This window comes from Kitasatospora sp. NPDC096077, assembly GCF_040303245.1.
In the GTDB taxonomy this organism is placed as follows: domain Bacteria; phylum Actinomycetota; class Actinomycetes; order Streptomycetales; family Streptomycetaceae; genus Kitasatospora.
This window is the reverse complement of record NZ_JBEOSV010000008.1, coordinates 204,379-219,657: the sequence shown is the minus strand read 5'-3', so window position 1 is coordinate 219,657 and position 15,279 is coordinate 204,379. Positions and strand designations below refer to the sequence as shown.

Sequence of the window (15,279 nt, the reverse complement as noted above, 5' to 3'; positions counted from 1 at the left end):
CGCCCGGTTACATTCCGAACCCGGAAGCTAAGCCTCACAGCGCCGATGGTACTGCAGGGGGGACCCTGTGGGAGAGTAGGACGCCGCCGAACAATCATTCAAGAGAAGCCCCCGCCGGGTGAACCGGGCGGGGGCTTTTCTGTTGTAAGGTCAACGTGCATTGTCGTGACACAGGACAGGAGGCCCCGGGTGGAGGTCCAGGAGACGCGGGTCCAGACCGATCGGGTCTTCACGATTCCCAATCTGCTGAGCATGGCCCGGTTGGTCGGCGTTCCGCTCTTTCTCTGGCTCATCCTGTGGCCGGCCTTCGGCGGGCCGAAGAACGACGGTTGGGCGCTGCTGATCCTGATGCTGAGCGGGATCAGTGACTACCTGGACGGAAAACTCGCCAGGCGGTGGGGGCAGATCAGTCGGGTGGGACAGCTGCTGGACCCGCTGGCGGACCGGCTCTATGTGCTGTCCACGCTCGTCGGATTGACGTGGCGTGAGTTCCTGCCGTGGTGGGTGACGGCGATTCTGATCGCTCGGGAACTCTTTATCGCCTCGCTGCTGCCCCTGCTGAACAGGCACGGTTACGGGCCGCTCCAGACGAGTTTCCTGGGGAAGGCCGCGACCTTCAACCTGATGTACGCGTTTCCGCTTCTGCTGCTCGGCGGTATCGACAGCTGGATCGCGCGGCCGGCCGAGGTCGTGAGCTGGGCCTTCATCTGGTGGGGGACCACGCTGTACTGGTGGTCGGCGATTCTTTACGCGGTTCAGGCACGGCAGATCATCAAGGGCTCCGCGGGCTCGGCGTCCACAGCCTGAGACGTGATCTGAGAGAAGTCCCACGCCGCCCCGGTGCGTCGGACGATACCTTCCGGGTAGAGAACCCTCTGGAACGGTTTGATGGACCTGTAGGTCCACACCGCGAAGGAGGACGCACCCGTAATGAAAGCCGTAGTAATGGCAGGGGGCGAGGGCACCCGACTCCGCCCGATGACCTCCAGCATGCCGAAGCCGCTGCTTCCGGTCGCCAATATGCCGATCATGGAGCACGTGCTTCGGCTGCTGAAGCGGCACGGCCTCTCCGACACCGTCGTCACCGTGCAGTTCCTGGCGTCACTCGTCAAGAACTACTTCGGTGACGGCGAGGAACTGGGCATGCACCTCACGTATGCCCATGAGGAGACGCCGCTCGGCACTGCGGGGAGTGTCAAGAACGCCGAGGACGCGCTCCGGGACGATTCCTTTCTGGTGATCTCCGGTGACGCGCTGACCGACTTCAATCTCTCCGAATTGATCGACTTTCACCGCAGTAAGAACGCACTGGTCACGGTCTGTCTCACCAGGGTGCCGAATCCCCTGGAGTTCGGTATCACGATCACGGACGAGGACGGGCGGGTCGAACGCTTCCTGGAGAAGCCGACCTGGGGGCAGGTCTTCTCCGACACGGTGAACACCGGTATCTACGTGATGGAGCCGGAGGTCTTCGACTACGTCGCGGCGGGTGAGTCCGTCGACTGGTCGAGCGACGTCTTCCCACAACTCCTGAAGGAGGGCAAGCGGGTCTACGGCTACGTCGCCGAGGGCTACTGGGAGGACGTGGGCACCCACGAGAGCTACGGCAAGGCCCAGGCGGACGTCCTGGAGGGCAAGGTCGAGGTCGAACTCGACGGTTTCGAGATCTCGCCGGGCGTCTGGGTGGCCGAGGGTGCGGAGGTGGACCCGGAGGCGGTGCTGCGCGGGCCGCTGTACATCGGGGACTACGCCAAGGTCGAGGCCGGCGTCGAGATCCGCGAGCACACCGTGCTCGGCAGCAACGTCGTGGTCAAGCGCGGCGCGTTCCTGCACCGGGCGGTGGTGCACGACAACGTGTACGTCGGGCCGCAGAGCAATCTCCGCGGCTGTGTGGTCGGCAAGAACACCGACGTGATGCGGGCCGCTCGGATCGAGGACGGCGCGGTGATCGGCGACGAGTGCCTGGTCGGCGAGGAGTCGATCATCGGGGCGAACGTCCGGGTCTACCCGTTCAAGACCATCGAGGCCGGCGCCGTCGTCAACACCTCGGTGATCTGGGAGTCGCGCGGCCAGGAGCATCTGTTCGGCGTCCGTGGCGTCTCGGGCATCCTGAACGTCGAGATCACCCCGGAGCTGGCCGTGCGGCTGGCGGGCGCGTACGCGACGACCTTGAAGAAGGGTGCCACCGTCACCATCGCGCGTGACCACTCGCGTGGTGCTCGTGCGCTCAAACGGGCGATGATTTCGGCGCTGCAGACCTCCGCGATCGATGTCCGCGACCTGGAGAACGTGCCGATGCCGGTGGCCCGGCAGCACACCGCGCGGGGGAGTGCGGGCGGGATCTTCCTGCGGACCACGCCGGGGGTGCCGGACTCGCTGGACATCCTGTTCTTCGACGAGCGCGGGGCGGACCTCTCGCAGGCCGGGCAGCGCAAGCTCGACCGGGTCTACGCCCGCCAGGAGTACCGGCGGGCCTTCCCCGGCGAGATCGGGGACCTGACCTTCCCGTCGAGTGTGTTCGACTCCTACGCGGGCAACCTGCTGCGGACGGTGGACACCACCGGGGTCCGGGAGGCCGGACTGAAGGTCGTGGTGGACACCGCGCACGGTAGCGCCGGGCTCGTGCTCCCCAGCATCCTCGGTCGGCTCGGGGTGGAGGCGCTCACCGTCTCCGGCGGGCTGGACGAGGCGCGGCCGACCGAGGACGCGGAGACCCGGCGGGCCGGGCTGGCCAGGCTGGGTGAGCTGGTGGCCTCCTCGCGGGCGGCCTTCGGGGTGCGGTTCGACCCGGTCGGCGAGCGGGTCGCGTTCGTGGACGAGCTGGGCCGGGTGATCGACGACGACCGGGCGCTGCTGGTGCTGCTGGACCTGGTCGCGGCCGAGCGACGCAGTGGCCAGGTGGCGCTGCCGGTGACCACGACCCGGATCGCCGAGCAGGTCGCCGCGTACCACGGCACCCAGGTCATCTGGACCACGACGACGCCGGACGACCTGGCGAAGGCGGCCTCCGCCGAGGGCACGGTGTTCGGCGGTGACGGGCGCGGCGGCTTCGTGGTGCCCGAGTTCAGCGGGGTGCTGGACGGTGCTGCGGCCTTCGTCCGGCTGGTCGGCCTGGTGGCCCGGACCCAGCTCACGCTGAGCCAGATCGACGCGCGGATCCCGCAGGCGCACATCCGGCGCCGGGACATCGCGACGCCCTGGGCGGCGAAGGGCATGGTCATGCGCTCGGTGGTGGAGGCGGCCGGCAGTCGGCGGCTGGACACCACCGACGGCGTCCGGGTGGTCGAGGCGGACGGTCGGTGGACCCTGGTGCTGCCGGACCCGGCCGAGGCGATCACCCATCTGTGGGCCGAGGGCCCGGACGACGAGGCCACCGACGCGCTGCTGGACGAGTGGGCGTCGGTGGTCGAGGGTGCGGGGCGATGATGCTCTGACCGGATCGGTCCGCTGATCGGACCGATCCCCGAACGGCGGGGCGTGCGGCTTGGTCCGTACGCCCCGCTGTCCGTTTTCACGTCATTCGGAGCGGTCCTGCACCATTCGTCGATGTGTGCGACGTGTGTGCAGCTCAGGGGCCGTGCGCCGGGGGCCTCCGGCGTCATGGGACGATGGTCCGCATGCCAGCGACGCCGACGCCGAGTGCCCCGAACGGACGGTACAACCGCCCGGACGCCTCGATGTCCCTGCTGACCAATGTGATGGACCACAGCCTGGACGAGGGGTACGCCGAGGCGGCCGCGGCCCGGGGCGGTGCACAGGACAGTCGGATACCCGGGACGCTGAAGGGCCTGCTGACGCTGGGTGCCGGGTTGGCGCTGGTCGGGGCGGTGGTGACGGTGGGCGCGGTGAACGCGCACAAGGCCGAGCCGACGCTGGCCAAGGAACGGGACGCGCTGATCCACCGGATCAACGACAGCAACGGCGCGGCGGACCTCCTGCAGAAGGAGGTCCAGGACCTGCGGCGCAAGGTCGACGACACTCAGCAGCAGGCGCTGGCCTCGGGTGACGGCGGGTCCGTCGCGCTGACCGGTGACGTGGGGCTGGGGGAGGTCACCGGGCCCGGTGTGAAGCTGGTCCTGGAGGACGCGGCGGGGACGGGCGGCGGGGGTAACGTCGACCCGCGGGCCGGGCAGGGCTTCTCCAACAGCGGCCGGCTGCGCGACCGGGACCTGCAACTGGTGGTGAACGGTCTGTGGGGATCCGGCGCGGAGGCGGTCTCGATCAACGGGCAGCGGCTGACCGCGCTCTCCGCGATCAGGGCCGCCGGTGAGGCGGTGCTGGTGGACAACCGGCCGCTGGTTCCGCCGTACAACATCCAGGCGATCGGGGACGGGCCCAAGCTCCTGACCGCCTTCGAGAACGACATGGCCGGGCAGTACCTGCGGCTGCTGGAGGAGAAGTACGGCATCAAGTCGACGCTCTCCGCGCAGAAGAGCCTGACCCTGTCGGCGGCGGTGGGCGTGACGCTGCGGACCGCCCAGCCGGTCACGCCCGAGCCCTCGCCCTCGGCGAGCCCCTCGGTCACCCCGGGCGGGAGCCCGTCGGCCGGCCCGGGAACCTCGCAGAGCCCCAGCGCGTCCGTTTCACCGTCCGCGACCAGCGGTCCGCCCGCGAAGCGGCGGCCGACCGGCGGATCCGCCAAGACCACGACAGGAGCAGCTAGACCGTGATTGCCGTACTGGGTCTCGTGATCGGGGTGGTCGTCGGCCTCTTCGTCCAACCCGAGGTGCCCGACGCCGTGGTGCCCTACCTGCCGATCGCGGTGGTGGCGGCGCTGGACGCGGTGTTCGGTGGCGTCCGGGCGATGCTGGACGGGATCTTCAACGACAAGGTCTTCATCGTCTCGTTCCTGTCGAACGTGGTGGTCGCGGCGCTGATCGTCTTCCTTGGTGACCAGCTGGGCGTCGGCTCGCAGCTGTCCACGGGCGTGGTCGTCGTCCTCGGCATCCGCATCTTCTCCAACGCGGCGGCGATCCGGCGCCATGTCTTCCGTGCCTGAGCCGGGCCGCGAGGAGGCGGCGAAGGACGGGGGGAGGAAGGCGGCGGAGCCGGTGGTCGGGGCGACCGGGACCGACCAGGAGTCCGAAGCCGTGGTCGAGGCCGCGTCGGCGCCGGTGGAGTCTGACGCTGAGGCTGAGCTTGAGGCCCGGGCGGAGGAGCCGGAGCCCTCCGAGCCGTCGACGCCGGTGAAGCCGTCCGAGCCGTCCGAGCCGTCCGCGCTGTCCGAGTCGTCGGAGCTGACGGTGCGGCTGACCAAGGCGGCCGTTCCCGTGCCCCCGCCCGCGCCGGAGCGGGAGCCGGGGCACGAGGCGGTACCGAGCTCTGAGGCTGAGGTTGAGGCCGACGAGCCGTCGGAGGGCGCCGGACCGGAGGCCGTCGAGGAGCCGCCCGCCGCGGACCGGAGCGCCGGTCGGCGGCGGTTGAAGGCGGCGCTGTGGCCGCCGAGGCTGTCGCGCGGCCAACTCGTGGTGGCGCTGCTGCTGTTCTCGCTCGGCCTGGGGCTGGCGATCCAGGTGCGCTCGACCAACGACCACCACAACCAGCTGCGCGGGGCCCGGCAGGAGGACCTGGTCCGGATCCTCGACGAACTGGACAGTCGTCAGCAGCGTCTGCAGCAGGAGAAGGCCGAGCTGGAGCAGTCCCTGGGCAAGTTGGAGAACAGCTCCAACCAGGCCAAGGAGGCCCAGGAGCAGACCAGGAAGAAGATGACGGAACTGGGTGTGCTGGCCGGTACGGTCAAAGCCACAGGTCCGGGCATCGTACTCACGGTCGATGATCCCCAAGGGCAGGTGAAGGCAGATATGCTGCTGGACACCCTGCAGGAACTTCGAGCGGCGGGGGCGGAGGCGATTCAGATCAACGATGTGCGCGTGGTGGTCAACACCTACTTCACCGACCTCTCGGGCGGCGGGGTGCAGATCGACGGGAAGAAGGTCTCGCAGCCCTATCGGTTCACCGTCGTGGGGAACCCGCAGGATCTGACGCCCGCGCTGAACATCCCGGGGGGCGTCGTCCGTACCCTGGAGAGCCACCAGGCGCGGGCGACGATCGCCCAGCAGCAGAAGGTGGTCGTCGACGCCCTCGTCGATCTGAAGACGCCGCAGTACGCCAAGCCGGCTTCGAAGTGACGGGGCGCTCGACGAACGGCCCGTCACGGGCGGGCGGCACCCGGTGCGGGGTGTCGTCGTCGCTTAGGGGAGACTGGTTCGCACCAGTACGCTCCGTAGCAGCAAACGCCGCACCAACCGTCGGAGTACCACTCCAGCAGGCCCGGGCCGCAACCGGGCCCGCCGCCTGTCCGAGGTTCTCACCCTGCCCCGCGGGCGGGTCTGTCACACGCAAGGGGATTCGCCCGTGAGTTTCTTCTCGAAGTTGTTCGGTCGCAACAAGGGTCGCGACGCGGCCGCCGTCGAGGCGCCCACCGCGCGGCACCGCCGGTCGGACGACGAGCCCGCCGTGCCGGGCATGCGCCCCGCTCCCGAGGCCGGGCCGTACGCCGGACAGCAGCTGTACCGGGACGGTGCCGCCGCCCAGTACGCGGGCAATCCGGCGGGCTACGGCGCGTCGGTTGACCCCTCCGGCGACCCGCGCATAGGTTTCCCGTCAGGACCCTCAACCTCTGGTGGAGGGTTTGCCCCGGACCCGTACGCCGGGCACAACCCGTCGGGTGTGCCGCGCCAGGAGGCTGTGAACATGGCTGGCCCCACTCCGTGCCCCAGGTGCGGCAACCAGAACCCGGCCGCGGCCCGCTTCTGTTCCAACTGCGGTACCGCGCTGCGTGGGGGTCTGCTGCCGGAGGGGGCGGTGGAGACCACCTCGACGATCTCGATCTCCGGCCTGGAGTCGTACGACCCGTCCGCCACGACCGGCACCGGTACCACGCCGGCGCTGTCGGCCGAGGTGCTGTCGGCGATCGACGCGCTGCCGCCGGGCTCGGCCCTGCTGATCGTCCAGCGCGGCCCGAACTCGGGCAGCCGGTTCCTGCTGGACTCCGACGTCACCACGGCGGGTCGTCACCCGCAGGGTGACATCTTCCTGGACGACGTCACGGTGTCCCGGCGGCACGTGGAGTTCCGCCGCACCCCGGCCGGCTTCAGCGTCGCGGACGTGGGCAGCCTGAACGGCACCTACGTTAACCGGGAGCGGATCGACGAGGTGGCGCTGAACAACGGCGACGAGGTGCAGATCGGGAAGTACCGGCTGGTGTTCTTCGCCGGCCACAACCGGGGGTACTGAAACCAACGTCGGCAGGAGCCCGAGTGAATACGAATACCCCTTCCTCTTCTCTCGGGGCGACCAACCCTGCGTCGTCGTCCGGTCCGCAGGCGGACCGCGGCGGGCGCGGGGTGGTCGCGGGCCCCAGGCAGCCGGTCCGGCCGGTCCGGCCGGACCGGCCCGCCGGGCGGCGGCGCGGCGCCGACGAACTGCTGAGCATCGGCGCGGTGCTGGCCTTCCTGCGCGACGACTTCCCCGAGGTGACCATCTCCAAGATCCGCTTCCTGGAGGCGGAGGGGCTGGTCGAGCCGCAGCGCACCCCGTCGGGGTACCGCAAGTTCAGCCCGTCCGACGTGGAACGGCTGGCCTACGTGCTGCGGATGCAGCGCGACCACTACCTGCCGCTGCGGGTGATCCGCGAGCACCTGGACGCGATCGAGCGCGGTGAGGCCCCGCCCGCGCTGCCGTCCGCGGCCGACACCCGGCCCGGGCCGCTGGAGGAGGCCGACCGCGAGCTGGTGGCCTCGGCCGAGGTCCCGCCCGGGGTCCGGCTGGGCCGGGCCGAGCTGCTGGCCGCCGCCGAGGCGGGCGAGCCGGAGCTGGCGGAGTGGGAGTCGTACGGGCTGGTCGTGCCGGGTCCGGACGGCGGGTACGACGGGGAGGCGCTGCAGGTGGCCCGGTTGGTCGCCGAGCTCGGCCGGTACGGCCTGGAGCCGCGGCACCTGAGGGCGATGAAGGCGGCGGCGGACCGCGAGATCGCGTTGGTGGAGCAGGTGGTGGCGCCGCTGCGGCGGCACCGGAACCCGCAGACCCGGGCGCACGCGGAGGCCACCGCGAGGGAGCTGGCGACGCTGTCGGTACGGCTGCACGCGGCCATGGTCCAGGCCGGTCTGCGCAGCCGTGGATAGTCTCCGAAGCGTCCCCGGCCGGACCGGTGCACCGCGCTGACCAGCGGCGTCGGTCCTGCGCTTTCATATCCGGGGTCGGAGCCATAGGGTTGCCTGTGTGAATGAGCTCGACGTCGTGGGTGTCCGAGTGGAGATGCCTTCCAACCAGCCGATCGTGCTGCTGCGGGAGGTCGGGGGGGATCGATACCTGCCGATCTGGATCGGCCCCGGCGAGGCGACCGCGATCGCCTTCGCCCAGCAGGGCATGACTCCGGTGCGCCCGCTGACGCACGACCTGTTCAAGGACGTCCTGGAAGCGCTCGGCCAGCAGCTCACCGAGGTCCGGATCACCGACCTGCGGGAGGGCGTCTTCTACGCCGAGCTGGTGTTCGCCGGCGGGGTCGAGGTGAGTGCCCGGCCGTCCGACGCGATAGCACTCGCGCTGCGCACCGGCACGCCGATCTACGGGAGCGAGGAGGTGCTCGCCGAGGCGGGCATCGCCATCCCGGACGAGCAGGAGGACGAGGTCGAGAAGTTCCGCGAGTTCCTCGACCAGGTGTCGCCCGAGGACTTCGGCGGCGGCGGTCCGCAGTAGTGCGGACGGGGCCGGTCGGCCCTCGCGCGTGGCGTTTTGCCAAAAACCGTCCACTTACCCACACTAGGGGCACGAAAAACCACTCTCCTGAGTGATGTGGTTTGTCTGGCCCGGCGTGGCGATCGTTGACGGGTCATAGGGGACTGCCTACCGTCAGGAGTGGCTGTCCGGGTGACCGATGCCCGCAGTCGGGTTGCCCGCAGCACGAGTGGACGGAGGTAGGCATGAGCAGCACCGGCGATGACGCGGCCGTGGGAGGCCTGTGCGCCGTGCACATGCCGCGCACCGCTCACAGCGTGTCGGACCTGCCCAGGGTGGGCCGGTTCCCGGCCGTGCAGCCGGGACAGCCCGCGATCGAGCGACTGGCCCCGACATCCGAACTGGTCGGCTTCCGCGGCCCGACGGCCTGTGCGGCGGCCGGCATCACCTACCGCCAGTTGGACTACTGGGCCCGCACCGGACTGCTGGAGCCCAGCGTCCGGACCGCGTACCCGGCGACCAGTCAGCGGCTCTACAGCTTCCGTGACGTCCTGCTGCTCAAGATCGTCAAGCGGCTGCTCGACGCCGGCGTCTCGCTGCAGAACATCCGGGTGGCCGTCGCCCATCTGCAGGCCGCCGAGCAGGCCGATCTGACCGGGCTGACGCTGATGTCCGACGGTGCGACGGTGTACGAGTGCACCACGGCGCAGCAGGTGGTCGATCTGCTGAAGGGTGGTCAGGGGGTGTTCGGCATCGCGGTGGGAGCGGTCTGGCAGGAGCTGGAGCTGACCCTCGGTCGGCTGCACGCGGAGCGGACCGACACCGGCGAGACGCTGGTCGGCAGCGACCCGGCGGACGAGCTGGCGCAGCGGCGCAACCGGGCGGTCTGACCGGCCGGACGATCGTTTCGACGGGGCCGCGGGCCCGGACGGGGAACCGTTCCGGCCCGCGGCCTCGTCGTGTTGCCTGGTGAAACGATCGAGGGAGGGGCACGTGGGGGTCGGCACCGGGATATCGGAGCTGCTGCGACGCCGGGCCGGGGGGATCCGGGCGCGGTTGCGGGAGCGCCGGACGCAGCGCCGGGTCTTCCAGGCGACGACGCTGCTGTGCTCGTTGGCGCTGGCGCCGAGCGCCTGGCTGTGGTGCGCGGCGGGGGACCGGGTGGGCACGGTGGAGAGTGCGCCGTCGGCGCCGGTGGCGGTGGTCTTCGGGGCCGGGCTGGACCAGGGCAAGCCCTCGCCGTACCTGGAGCACCGGCTGGTGGCGGCGCTGGACCTGTACCGGGAGGGCAAGGTGAAGGCGATCCTGGTGACCGGGGACAACGGGCGGGTCCAGTACGACGAGCCGGACGCGATGTACCGCTACCTGACCGAGCACGGGGTCCCGGCGGACCGGGTGGTCCGGGACTACGCCGGCTTCGACACCTGGAACTCCTGCACCCGGGCGCACCGGGTCTTCGGGGTGGACCGCGCGGTGCTGGTCAGTCAGGACTTCCACGTCCGGCGGGCGCTGGCGCTGTGCGAGGCGGCGGGCATCCGCTCGTACGCGGTCGGGGTGCCGGAAGCGCACGACTCCACCTGGCTGTACGGCGGGCTGCGGGAGGTCGCCGGGGCGGGCAAGGCGGCGGTCAACATGGTGCTGCGGCCGGACCCGGTGTTCCTCGGGCCCAAGGAGGACGGCATCCCGAAGGCGCTGGCGGAGGCGGCGAAGCAGTAGCGGCGGGCGGCCGACCCCCGGGCGACGGCCGGGTTCGTACGCACTGTCGGACCCGTGCGCGATGATCGGCGGGTGCGATCTCTGCCGAGCATCATCCACCTCGACATGGACGCCTTCTTCGCCGCGGTGGAGCAGGCGGCCAAGCCGAGCCTGCGCGGCAAGCCGGTGATCGTCGGAGGGCTGGGCGGGCGCGGGGTGGTCTCCACGGCCTCGTACGAGGCGCGCAGGTTCGGGGTGCACTCGGCGATGCCGATGGCGCAGGCGCGCCGGTTGTGCCCCAACGCGGCCTTCCTGTCCGGGCGGTTCGAGGCGTACCGGCAGAACAGCGAGATCGTGATGGGGCTGCTGCGCGGGCTGTCGCCGCTGGTGCAGCCGCTGAGCCTGGACGAGGCCTTCGTCGACCTGGAGGCCGGTCCGTACGGTCCGGTGCTGGCGGAGGCGGACCACGAGACCGGGGAGCGGCTGGTGCTGGCCCTCGCGGAGGACCTGCGGGCGGACATCCACCGGTTCACCGGTCTGACCGGCTCGGTGGGGGCGGCGGGCTCCAAGCTGATGGCGAAGATCGCCTCGGAGCAGGCGAAACCGGACGGACTGGTGCTGGTCGAGCCCGGGCAGGAGCGGGCCGTGCTGGGGCCGATGCCGGTGCGGGCGCTGCCCGGGATCGGGCCGGCCACCGAGCAGGTGCTGCGGCGGGCCGGGCTGAGCACGGTGGCCGACCTGGCGGATGCCGGTGAGGCCGAGCTGGTGCAGCTGCTGGGGCGGGCGCACGGCGCCGGGATCTTCCAGATGTCGATAGGGCTGGACGAGCGGCCGGTGGTGGCCGATCAGGACGCCAAGTCGGTCTCGGTGGAGGACACCTACGAGGTGGACCTGGCCGACCGGGACCGGGTGCTGCGCGAGGTGGACGCCCTGGCCGGCCGCTGTGTGCGGCGGCTGCGGGCGGCCGGGCGCTCGGGGCGGACGGTGGTGCTCAAGGTGCGGCGGTTCGACTTCTCGACGCTGACCCGCTCGGAGACCCTGGGCGGGCCCACCGACGACGAGGCGGTGATCACCGCGACGGCGCGGCGGCTAGCCGAGCAGGTGGACATCACCGGCGGGGTGCGGCTGCTCGGGGTGGGCGTGGCCCAACTGGCGGACTACACCCAGGAGGACCTGTTCGCGCAGGCGCTGCGGGAGGAGGCGGCGGAGCACGCCGAGGAGGTCGAGGCGGCGGTGGCCGAGGAGGAGCCGGAGGAGCCCGTGGTGCGCCGCTGGATGCCCGGCCAGGACGTCCGGCACAGCGAGTGGGGGCCGGGCTGGGTGCAGGGCAGCGGGGTGGGACGGGTGACCGTGCGGTTCGAGACGCCGTGGAGCGGGCCGGGCCGGGTGCGGACCTTCGGGGTGGACGATCCCGCGCTGGAGCCGGCCCGGCCGCTGCCGCTGCGGCAGGTCGAGGATCCCGGTGGGGCGGGGGAGTGAGGCGGGGCGGGGAACGCGGAACGGCCCCACCCGGTGGGAAGTACCGGGTGGGGCCGCATACCGTGCCGGACCCCGGACGGTCGTGATGCCCTCGCGACCGAGTGGGGGCCGGGCCCGCGCGTCCTGTCCCTGAGCGCGCGGGCCGGACGCCTCGTCAGGCGTCGGTCTTGGCCAGCTCGGGGCTGGAGTCCTGCCGGGCCGGGCCGCCGGTGACGGCGGTGACGGCGGGCTTGGCGGTGCGGATCAGGAAGGGGACGACGCCGGCGATGATGCAGACGACGGCCGTGGTCCAGAACGCGTGCTTGTAGGCGTCCAGGGTCGGGATCTGCACCGGGAGCTTGATCGGGAACTTCATGGTGTCGCCGGTCAGGATGGCGGTCATCACGGCGGTGCCGATCGCGCCGCCGACGGTGCGGAGCACGGAGTTCATGCCGTTGGCGATGCCGCTCTGCTCGACCGGGACCGCGCCGTTGATGAAGGCGGGCATCGCGGCGAAGGCGAGGCCGATGCCGAGGCCGAAGATGGCGGAGGCGGTGTAGATGTCGCCCTCGGCGCTGTGGCGCAGGGCCAGGTAGGCCATCGAGATCGCGCCGAGGACGCCACCGAGGACCAGCGGCAGGCGGGGGCCGCGGCGGGAGATCATCATGGCGCCGACCGGGGCGGCCACCATCGAGCCGATGGCGGACGGCAGCAGCATCACGCCGGCGTGCAGGACGGTCGCGGTGAAGCCGTAGTGGGCCAGCTTCTCCGGGGTCTGGGCGAAGTTGCTGATGACCATGAACGAGCCGTACATGCCGAAGCCGATGAGCAGACCGGCCAGGTTGGTGAAGGCGACGGCCGGGCGGCCCATCATCTTGAGGTCGACCAGCGGGTGGGCGACCTTGGTCTCGATGACGCCCCAGACCAGGGCGAGCACGGCGGCGACGGCGAACAGGCCGAGGGTCTTGGTGGAGGTCCAGCCCCAGTGGTTGCCCTGGCTGACCGCGACCAGCAGCGCGGAGAGCCAGGCGGCCAGGGTGACGGCACCGAGCGGGTCGGCGCCGCCCTCCTTGTCGATGACCGGGTCGGACGGCACCCGGAAGGCGACCAGGGCGACCGCGAGCAGGCCGAAGGCCAGGCCCATCCAGAAGATCGACTTGTAGTTCCAGTGCTCCAGCAGCAGGCCGGTGGCGACCAGGCCGAGGCCGGAGCCGACGCCCATCGAGGCGCTGATGGCGGCGACGCCGCCGGTCACCTTCTGCTTGGGCAGCTCGTCACGGACGATGCTGATCGCCAGCGGCATCACGCCACCGCCGGCGCCCTGGAGGACGCGGGCGACGATCAGCCAGGTGAAGGAGTGGGTGCTGACCGCCAGGGCCGAACCGGCGACCAGACCGGCCAGCGAGATCAGCAGCATGGGCTTGCGGCCCCGGAGGTCGCCGAAGCGGCCCAACAGGGGAGTCAGCACGGCCGCGGACAGCAGGTTGGCGGTCATCAGCCAGGTGATGTTGGACCCGGAGACGTCCAGTTCCTTGGCCAGCGACGGCAGGATCGGAACGACCGCGGTCTGCACCACGCTGAACGACAGCATCGCCAGGATGAGGGCCGGCAGGACCCGGGCGTTGCGCTGCTTCTCGGCCGCGGTGGTGGGCTGTGGTGCCTCACTCACGGTTGCTTCCTCCCGTACATAGTGAATGAACTGAAGTAACTCTGCCGGGAGATACTTCAGAGTGTCAAATATCGAGTGGTTAAGATTTGGCAAAGGCGAAGGTTCCGCTTGGCGTACCGGGGGGGTGACGGGTGGTCGGGCACGCGGAGGGCCCCGGACCGGAGTCCGGGGCCCTCGGGAAGGCGGAGGTGATCAGGCCAGCGGGCGCAGGGCGGCCGGGCGGGCGCCGTCGGCCACGTGGGTGGCGTGGGCGGTCGGTTCGGCCGGTTCGGCCGGGGCGTCGGCGGCGGGGGTGTCGTCGTGAACCTCGACGTGCTCGCGGCGCAGCTCGTCCCGGACCACCTCCTCCGCGGTGTAGCGCTCGACCACCAGGCGGACCCGCTCGATCGGGGCGAGGTACTTGCGGACCACCGGTCGCTCCTCACGGAGGGTGACCTCCTCGACCGCCTCGGCGATCTCCTTCTCGCTGAGCGAGGCGCGCTCGGCGTCGCTGACCGGCATCCGCTCCACCCGGACCCGCTCGCGGACCACCGGGACGCGGCGCTCGACCTGCTCGCTGGTCACGTACTTGCGCAGCTTCGCGGTGCCGAGGACGTGCCACTCGGTGGTGATGTCCAGGCGCTCCTCGCGGCAGGTGATCTCGATCGGGCCGTTGGGGGCCGAGGCGGCGGCGGTGCCGTTCGGTGCGGGGGCGGCCGCGGTCGGGGCGGGCCGGGGCTTGGTCTCGACGACCGGGGCGGCGGCCTCGGTGATCGCCGGGCCGGCGGCCGTCGGTGCGGGGGTGCTGAGGGTCCGCACGGGGGCCTCCGGGGCGGTGTGGGTGCTGGTGTTCGAGTTGGTGGTCGTCGTCATGGTCGGGCCGGCCTCGGGGGAGTGGAGGGACAGCGGTTTGGCGGCCGCGGCGGCCGAGGTGGTGCCGAAGTCGAGGTCGGGCCGCTCGTCCCGGCCGGTCCGGTCGGCGGACGGGCGGCCGTCCAGCGGGGTGTCGAGGCCGTAGTAGCGGTAGAGCTGGAGCTCCTGGGCGGGCGACAGGTGCTGGCCGACGCCGAAGTCCGGCGAGTCCTTGACCAGCGACTTGTCGTACGGCACCCGGAGCTCGTCGCCGGAGAACTCGCTCGTGGTGAGCGGGACGAAGGCGTCCCGGCCGAAGATGCCGGTCCGGACGGCCGCCCACTCCGGCTGCCCGGTGGCGTCGTCCAGGTACACCTCGTCGACCGTGCCGATCTTGTCTCCGTTGCGGTCGACCGCCTTGTGGCCGATGAGGTCCCGGGGGTCGATGTCGGTCTGCACTCTTTCCTCCAAGCGCTGCGGCTGCGGAACTCCCGCAGGAAAGGCGGCCGGAGCACCCGTTCCGTCCGCCACTTCACACCAAAAGGCATGAAACGGACGGGCGCGAGCGGGGTGCGGCCGGACGGGTTCGCGCTGAGCCGTCCGGGGGACGCGCGTAGACCCGGAGTGACCCGACGCACCCGTGATCGGAAGGCCTCCCGCTGGTACCCTGGGCCCCGACCGCCGAGCCCGCTCGGGAGAGTCCTCGGCAGCGAAAACCGCTGGTCGAGGCGCCGAAGGAGCAACTCCTCCCCGGAATCTCTCAGGCATCCGTACCGTGCGGGATAGGTCACTCTGGAAAGCAGGGCAGGACCGTCGGCGCGGGAGCCGACGGCCACCACCCTCACCGACGGTGCAAGCCGACGGTGCGCCACAGCGCGCCGTGCGGGCGAAGCTCTCAGGTCCCGATGACAGAGGGGGAGGCCTTTCGGGTCCGCCCGCCCAGGTCGGTC

At 71.2% G+C, this 15,279-nt stretch carries 13 protein-coding genes, 1 rRNA gene and 2 riboswitches; of the genes, 12 read left to right on the top strand and 2 right to left on the bottom strand.

Going from position 1 to position 15,279, the window contains the following annotated elements:
* The 12 genes from rrf to ABTZ03_RS11260 all read left to right on the top strand — a co-directional run.
* A 5S ribosomal RNA gene (rrf, locus tag ABTZ03_RS11315) occupies positions 1-92 on the top strand; the annotation flags it as partial.
* Positions 93-189: 97 nt separating this feature from the next.
* Complete coding sequence (clsA, locus tag ABTZ03_RS11310; RefSeq protein ID WP_350512649.1) at positions 190-807, top strand: cardiolipin synthase ClsA; 618 nt, start codon at positions 190-192, stop codon at positions 805-807.
* Positions 808-930: 123 nt separating this feature from the next.
* The gene (locus ABTZ03_RS11305; protein ID WP_350512648.1) at positions 931-3,426 is read left to right on the top strand and encodes a sugar phosphate nucleotidyltransferase; all 2,496 of its coding nucleotides are present in this window, start codon (positions 931-933) and stop codon (positions 3,424-3,426) included.
* A gap of 191 nt (positions 3,427-3,617) precedes the next feature.
* Positions 3,618-4,670: a DUF881 domain-containing protein gene (locus ABTZ03_RS11300; protein WP_350512647.1), complete on the top strand. Its 1,053-nt coding sequence runs from the start codon at positions 3,618-3,620 to the stop codon at positions 4,668-4,670.
* Positions 4,667-4,999, top strand: a complete 333-nt coding sequence (locus ABTZ03_RS11295) for a small basic family protein (RefSeq protein ID WP_030062488.1) — start codon at positions 4,667-4,669, stop codon at positions 4,997-4,999. The genes ABTZ03_RS11300 and ABTZ03_RS11295 overlap by 4 nt, the downstream gene beginning before the upstream one ends.
* Positions 4,992-6,128 carry a DUF881 domain-containing protein gene (locus ABTZ03_RS11290; RefSeq protein WP_350512646.1) on the top strand — a complete coding sequence of 379 codons (1,137 nt, stop codon included), beginning with the start codon at positions 4,992-4,994 and terminating at the stop codon, positions 6,126-6,128. The genes ABTZ03_RS11295 and ABTZ03_RS11290 overlap by 8 nt, the downstream gene beginning before the upstream one ends.
* A 226-nt stretch (positions 6,129-6,354) precedes the next feature.
* A complete protein-coding gene (locus tag ABTZ03_RS44230) occupies positions 6,355-7,236 on the top strand; it encodes a double zinc ribbon and FHA domain-containing protein (protein WP_502894434.1) in 882 nt (293 codons plus the stop codon).
* Between the two features lie 191 nt (positions 7,237-7,427).
* Entirely contained in the window at positions 7,428-8,123 is a 696-nt protein-coding gene (gene ftsR, locus ABTZ03_RS11280) for a transcriptional regulator FtsR (protein ID WP_350512659.1), read from the top strand.
* A 97-nt stretch (positions 8,124-8,220) separates the two neighbouring features.
* Positions 8,221-8,697 carry a bifunctional nuclease family protein gene (locus ABTZ03_RS11275; protein WP_030062493.1) on the top strand — a complete coding sequence of 159 codons (477 nt, stop codon included), beginning with the start codon at positions 8,221-8,223 and terminating at the stop codon, positions 8,695-8,697.
* A gap of 224 nt (positions 8,698-8,921) precedes the next feature.
* Positions 8,922-9,566, top strand: coding sequence for a MerR family transcriptional regulator (locus ABTZ03_RS11270; RefSeq protein WP_350512644.1), 645 nt, complete (start codon positions 8,922-8,924; stop codon positions 9,564-9,566).
* Between the two features lie 103 nt (positions 9,567-9,669).
* Complete coding sequence (locus tag ABTZ03_RS11265; protein ID WP_350512643.1) at positions 9,670-10,392, top strand: SanA/YdcF family protein; 723 nt, start codon at positions 9,670-9,672, stop codon at positions 10,390-10,392.
* 72 nt (positions 10,393-10,464) lie between these two features.
* The gene (locus ABTZ03_RS11260; protein WP_350512642.1) at positions 10,465-11,850 is read left to right on the top strand and encodes a DNA polymerase IV; all 1,386 of its coding nucleotides are present in this window, start codon (positions 10,465-10,467) and stop codon (positions 11,848-11,850) included.
* 154 nt (positions 11,851-12,004) lie between these two features.
* On the opposite strand, the gene ABTZ03_RS11255 is transcribed toward ABTZ03_RS11260, so the two are convergent.
* Together ABTZ03_RS11255 and ABTZ03_RS11250 are read right to left on the bottom strand one after the other, a co-directional pair.
* A complete protein-coding gene (locus ABTZ03_RS11255) occupies positions 12,005-13,498 on the bottom strand; it encodes an MFS transporter (protein WP_350512641.1) in 1,494 nt (497 codons plus the stop codon).
* Between the two features lie 192 nt (positions 13,499-13,690).
* Entirely contained in the window at positions 13,691-14,788 is a 1,098-nt protein-coding gene (locus ABTZ03_RS11250; RefSeq protein ID WP_350512640.1) for a PRC and DUF2382 domain-containing protein, read from the bottom strand.
* Between the two features lie 223 nt (positions 14,789-15,011).
* A riboswitch (glycine riboswitch) is annotated at positions 15,012-15,115 on the top strand.
* 1 nt (position 15,116) lies between these two features.
* Positions 15,117-15,248, top strand: a riboswitch (glycine riboswitch).
* Positions 15,249-15,279 lie beyond the last annotated feature (31 nt).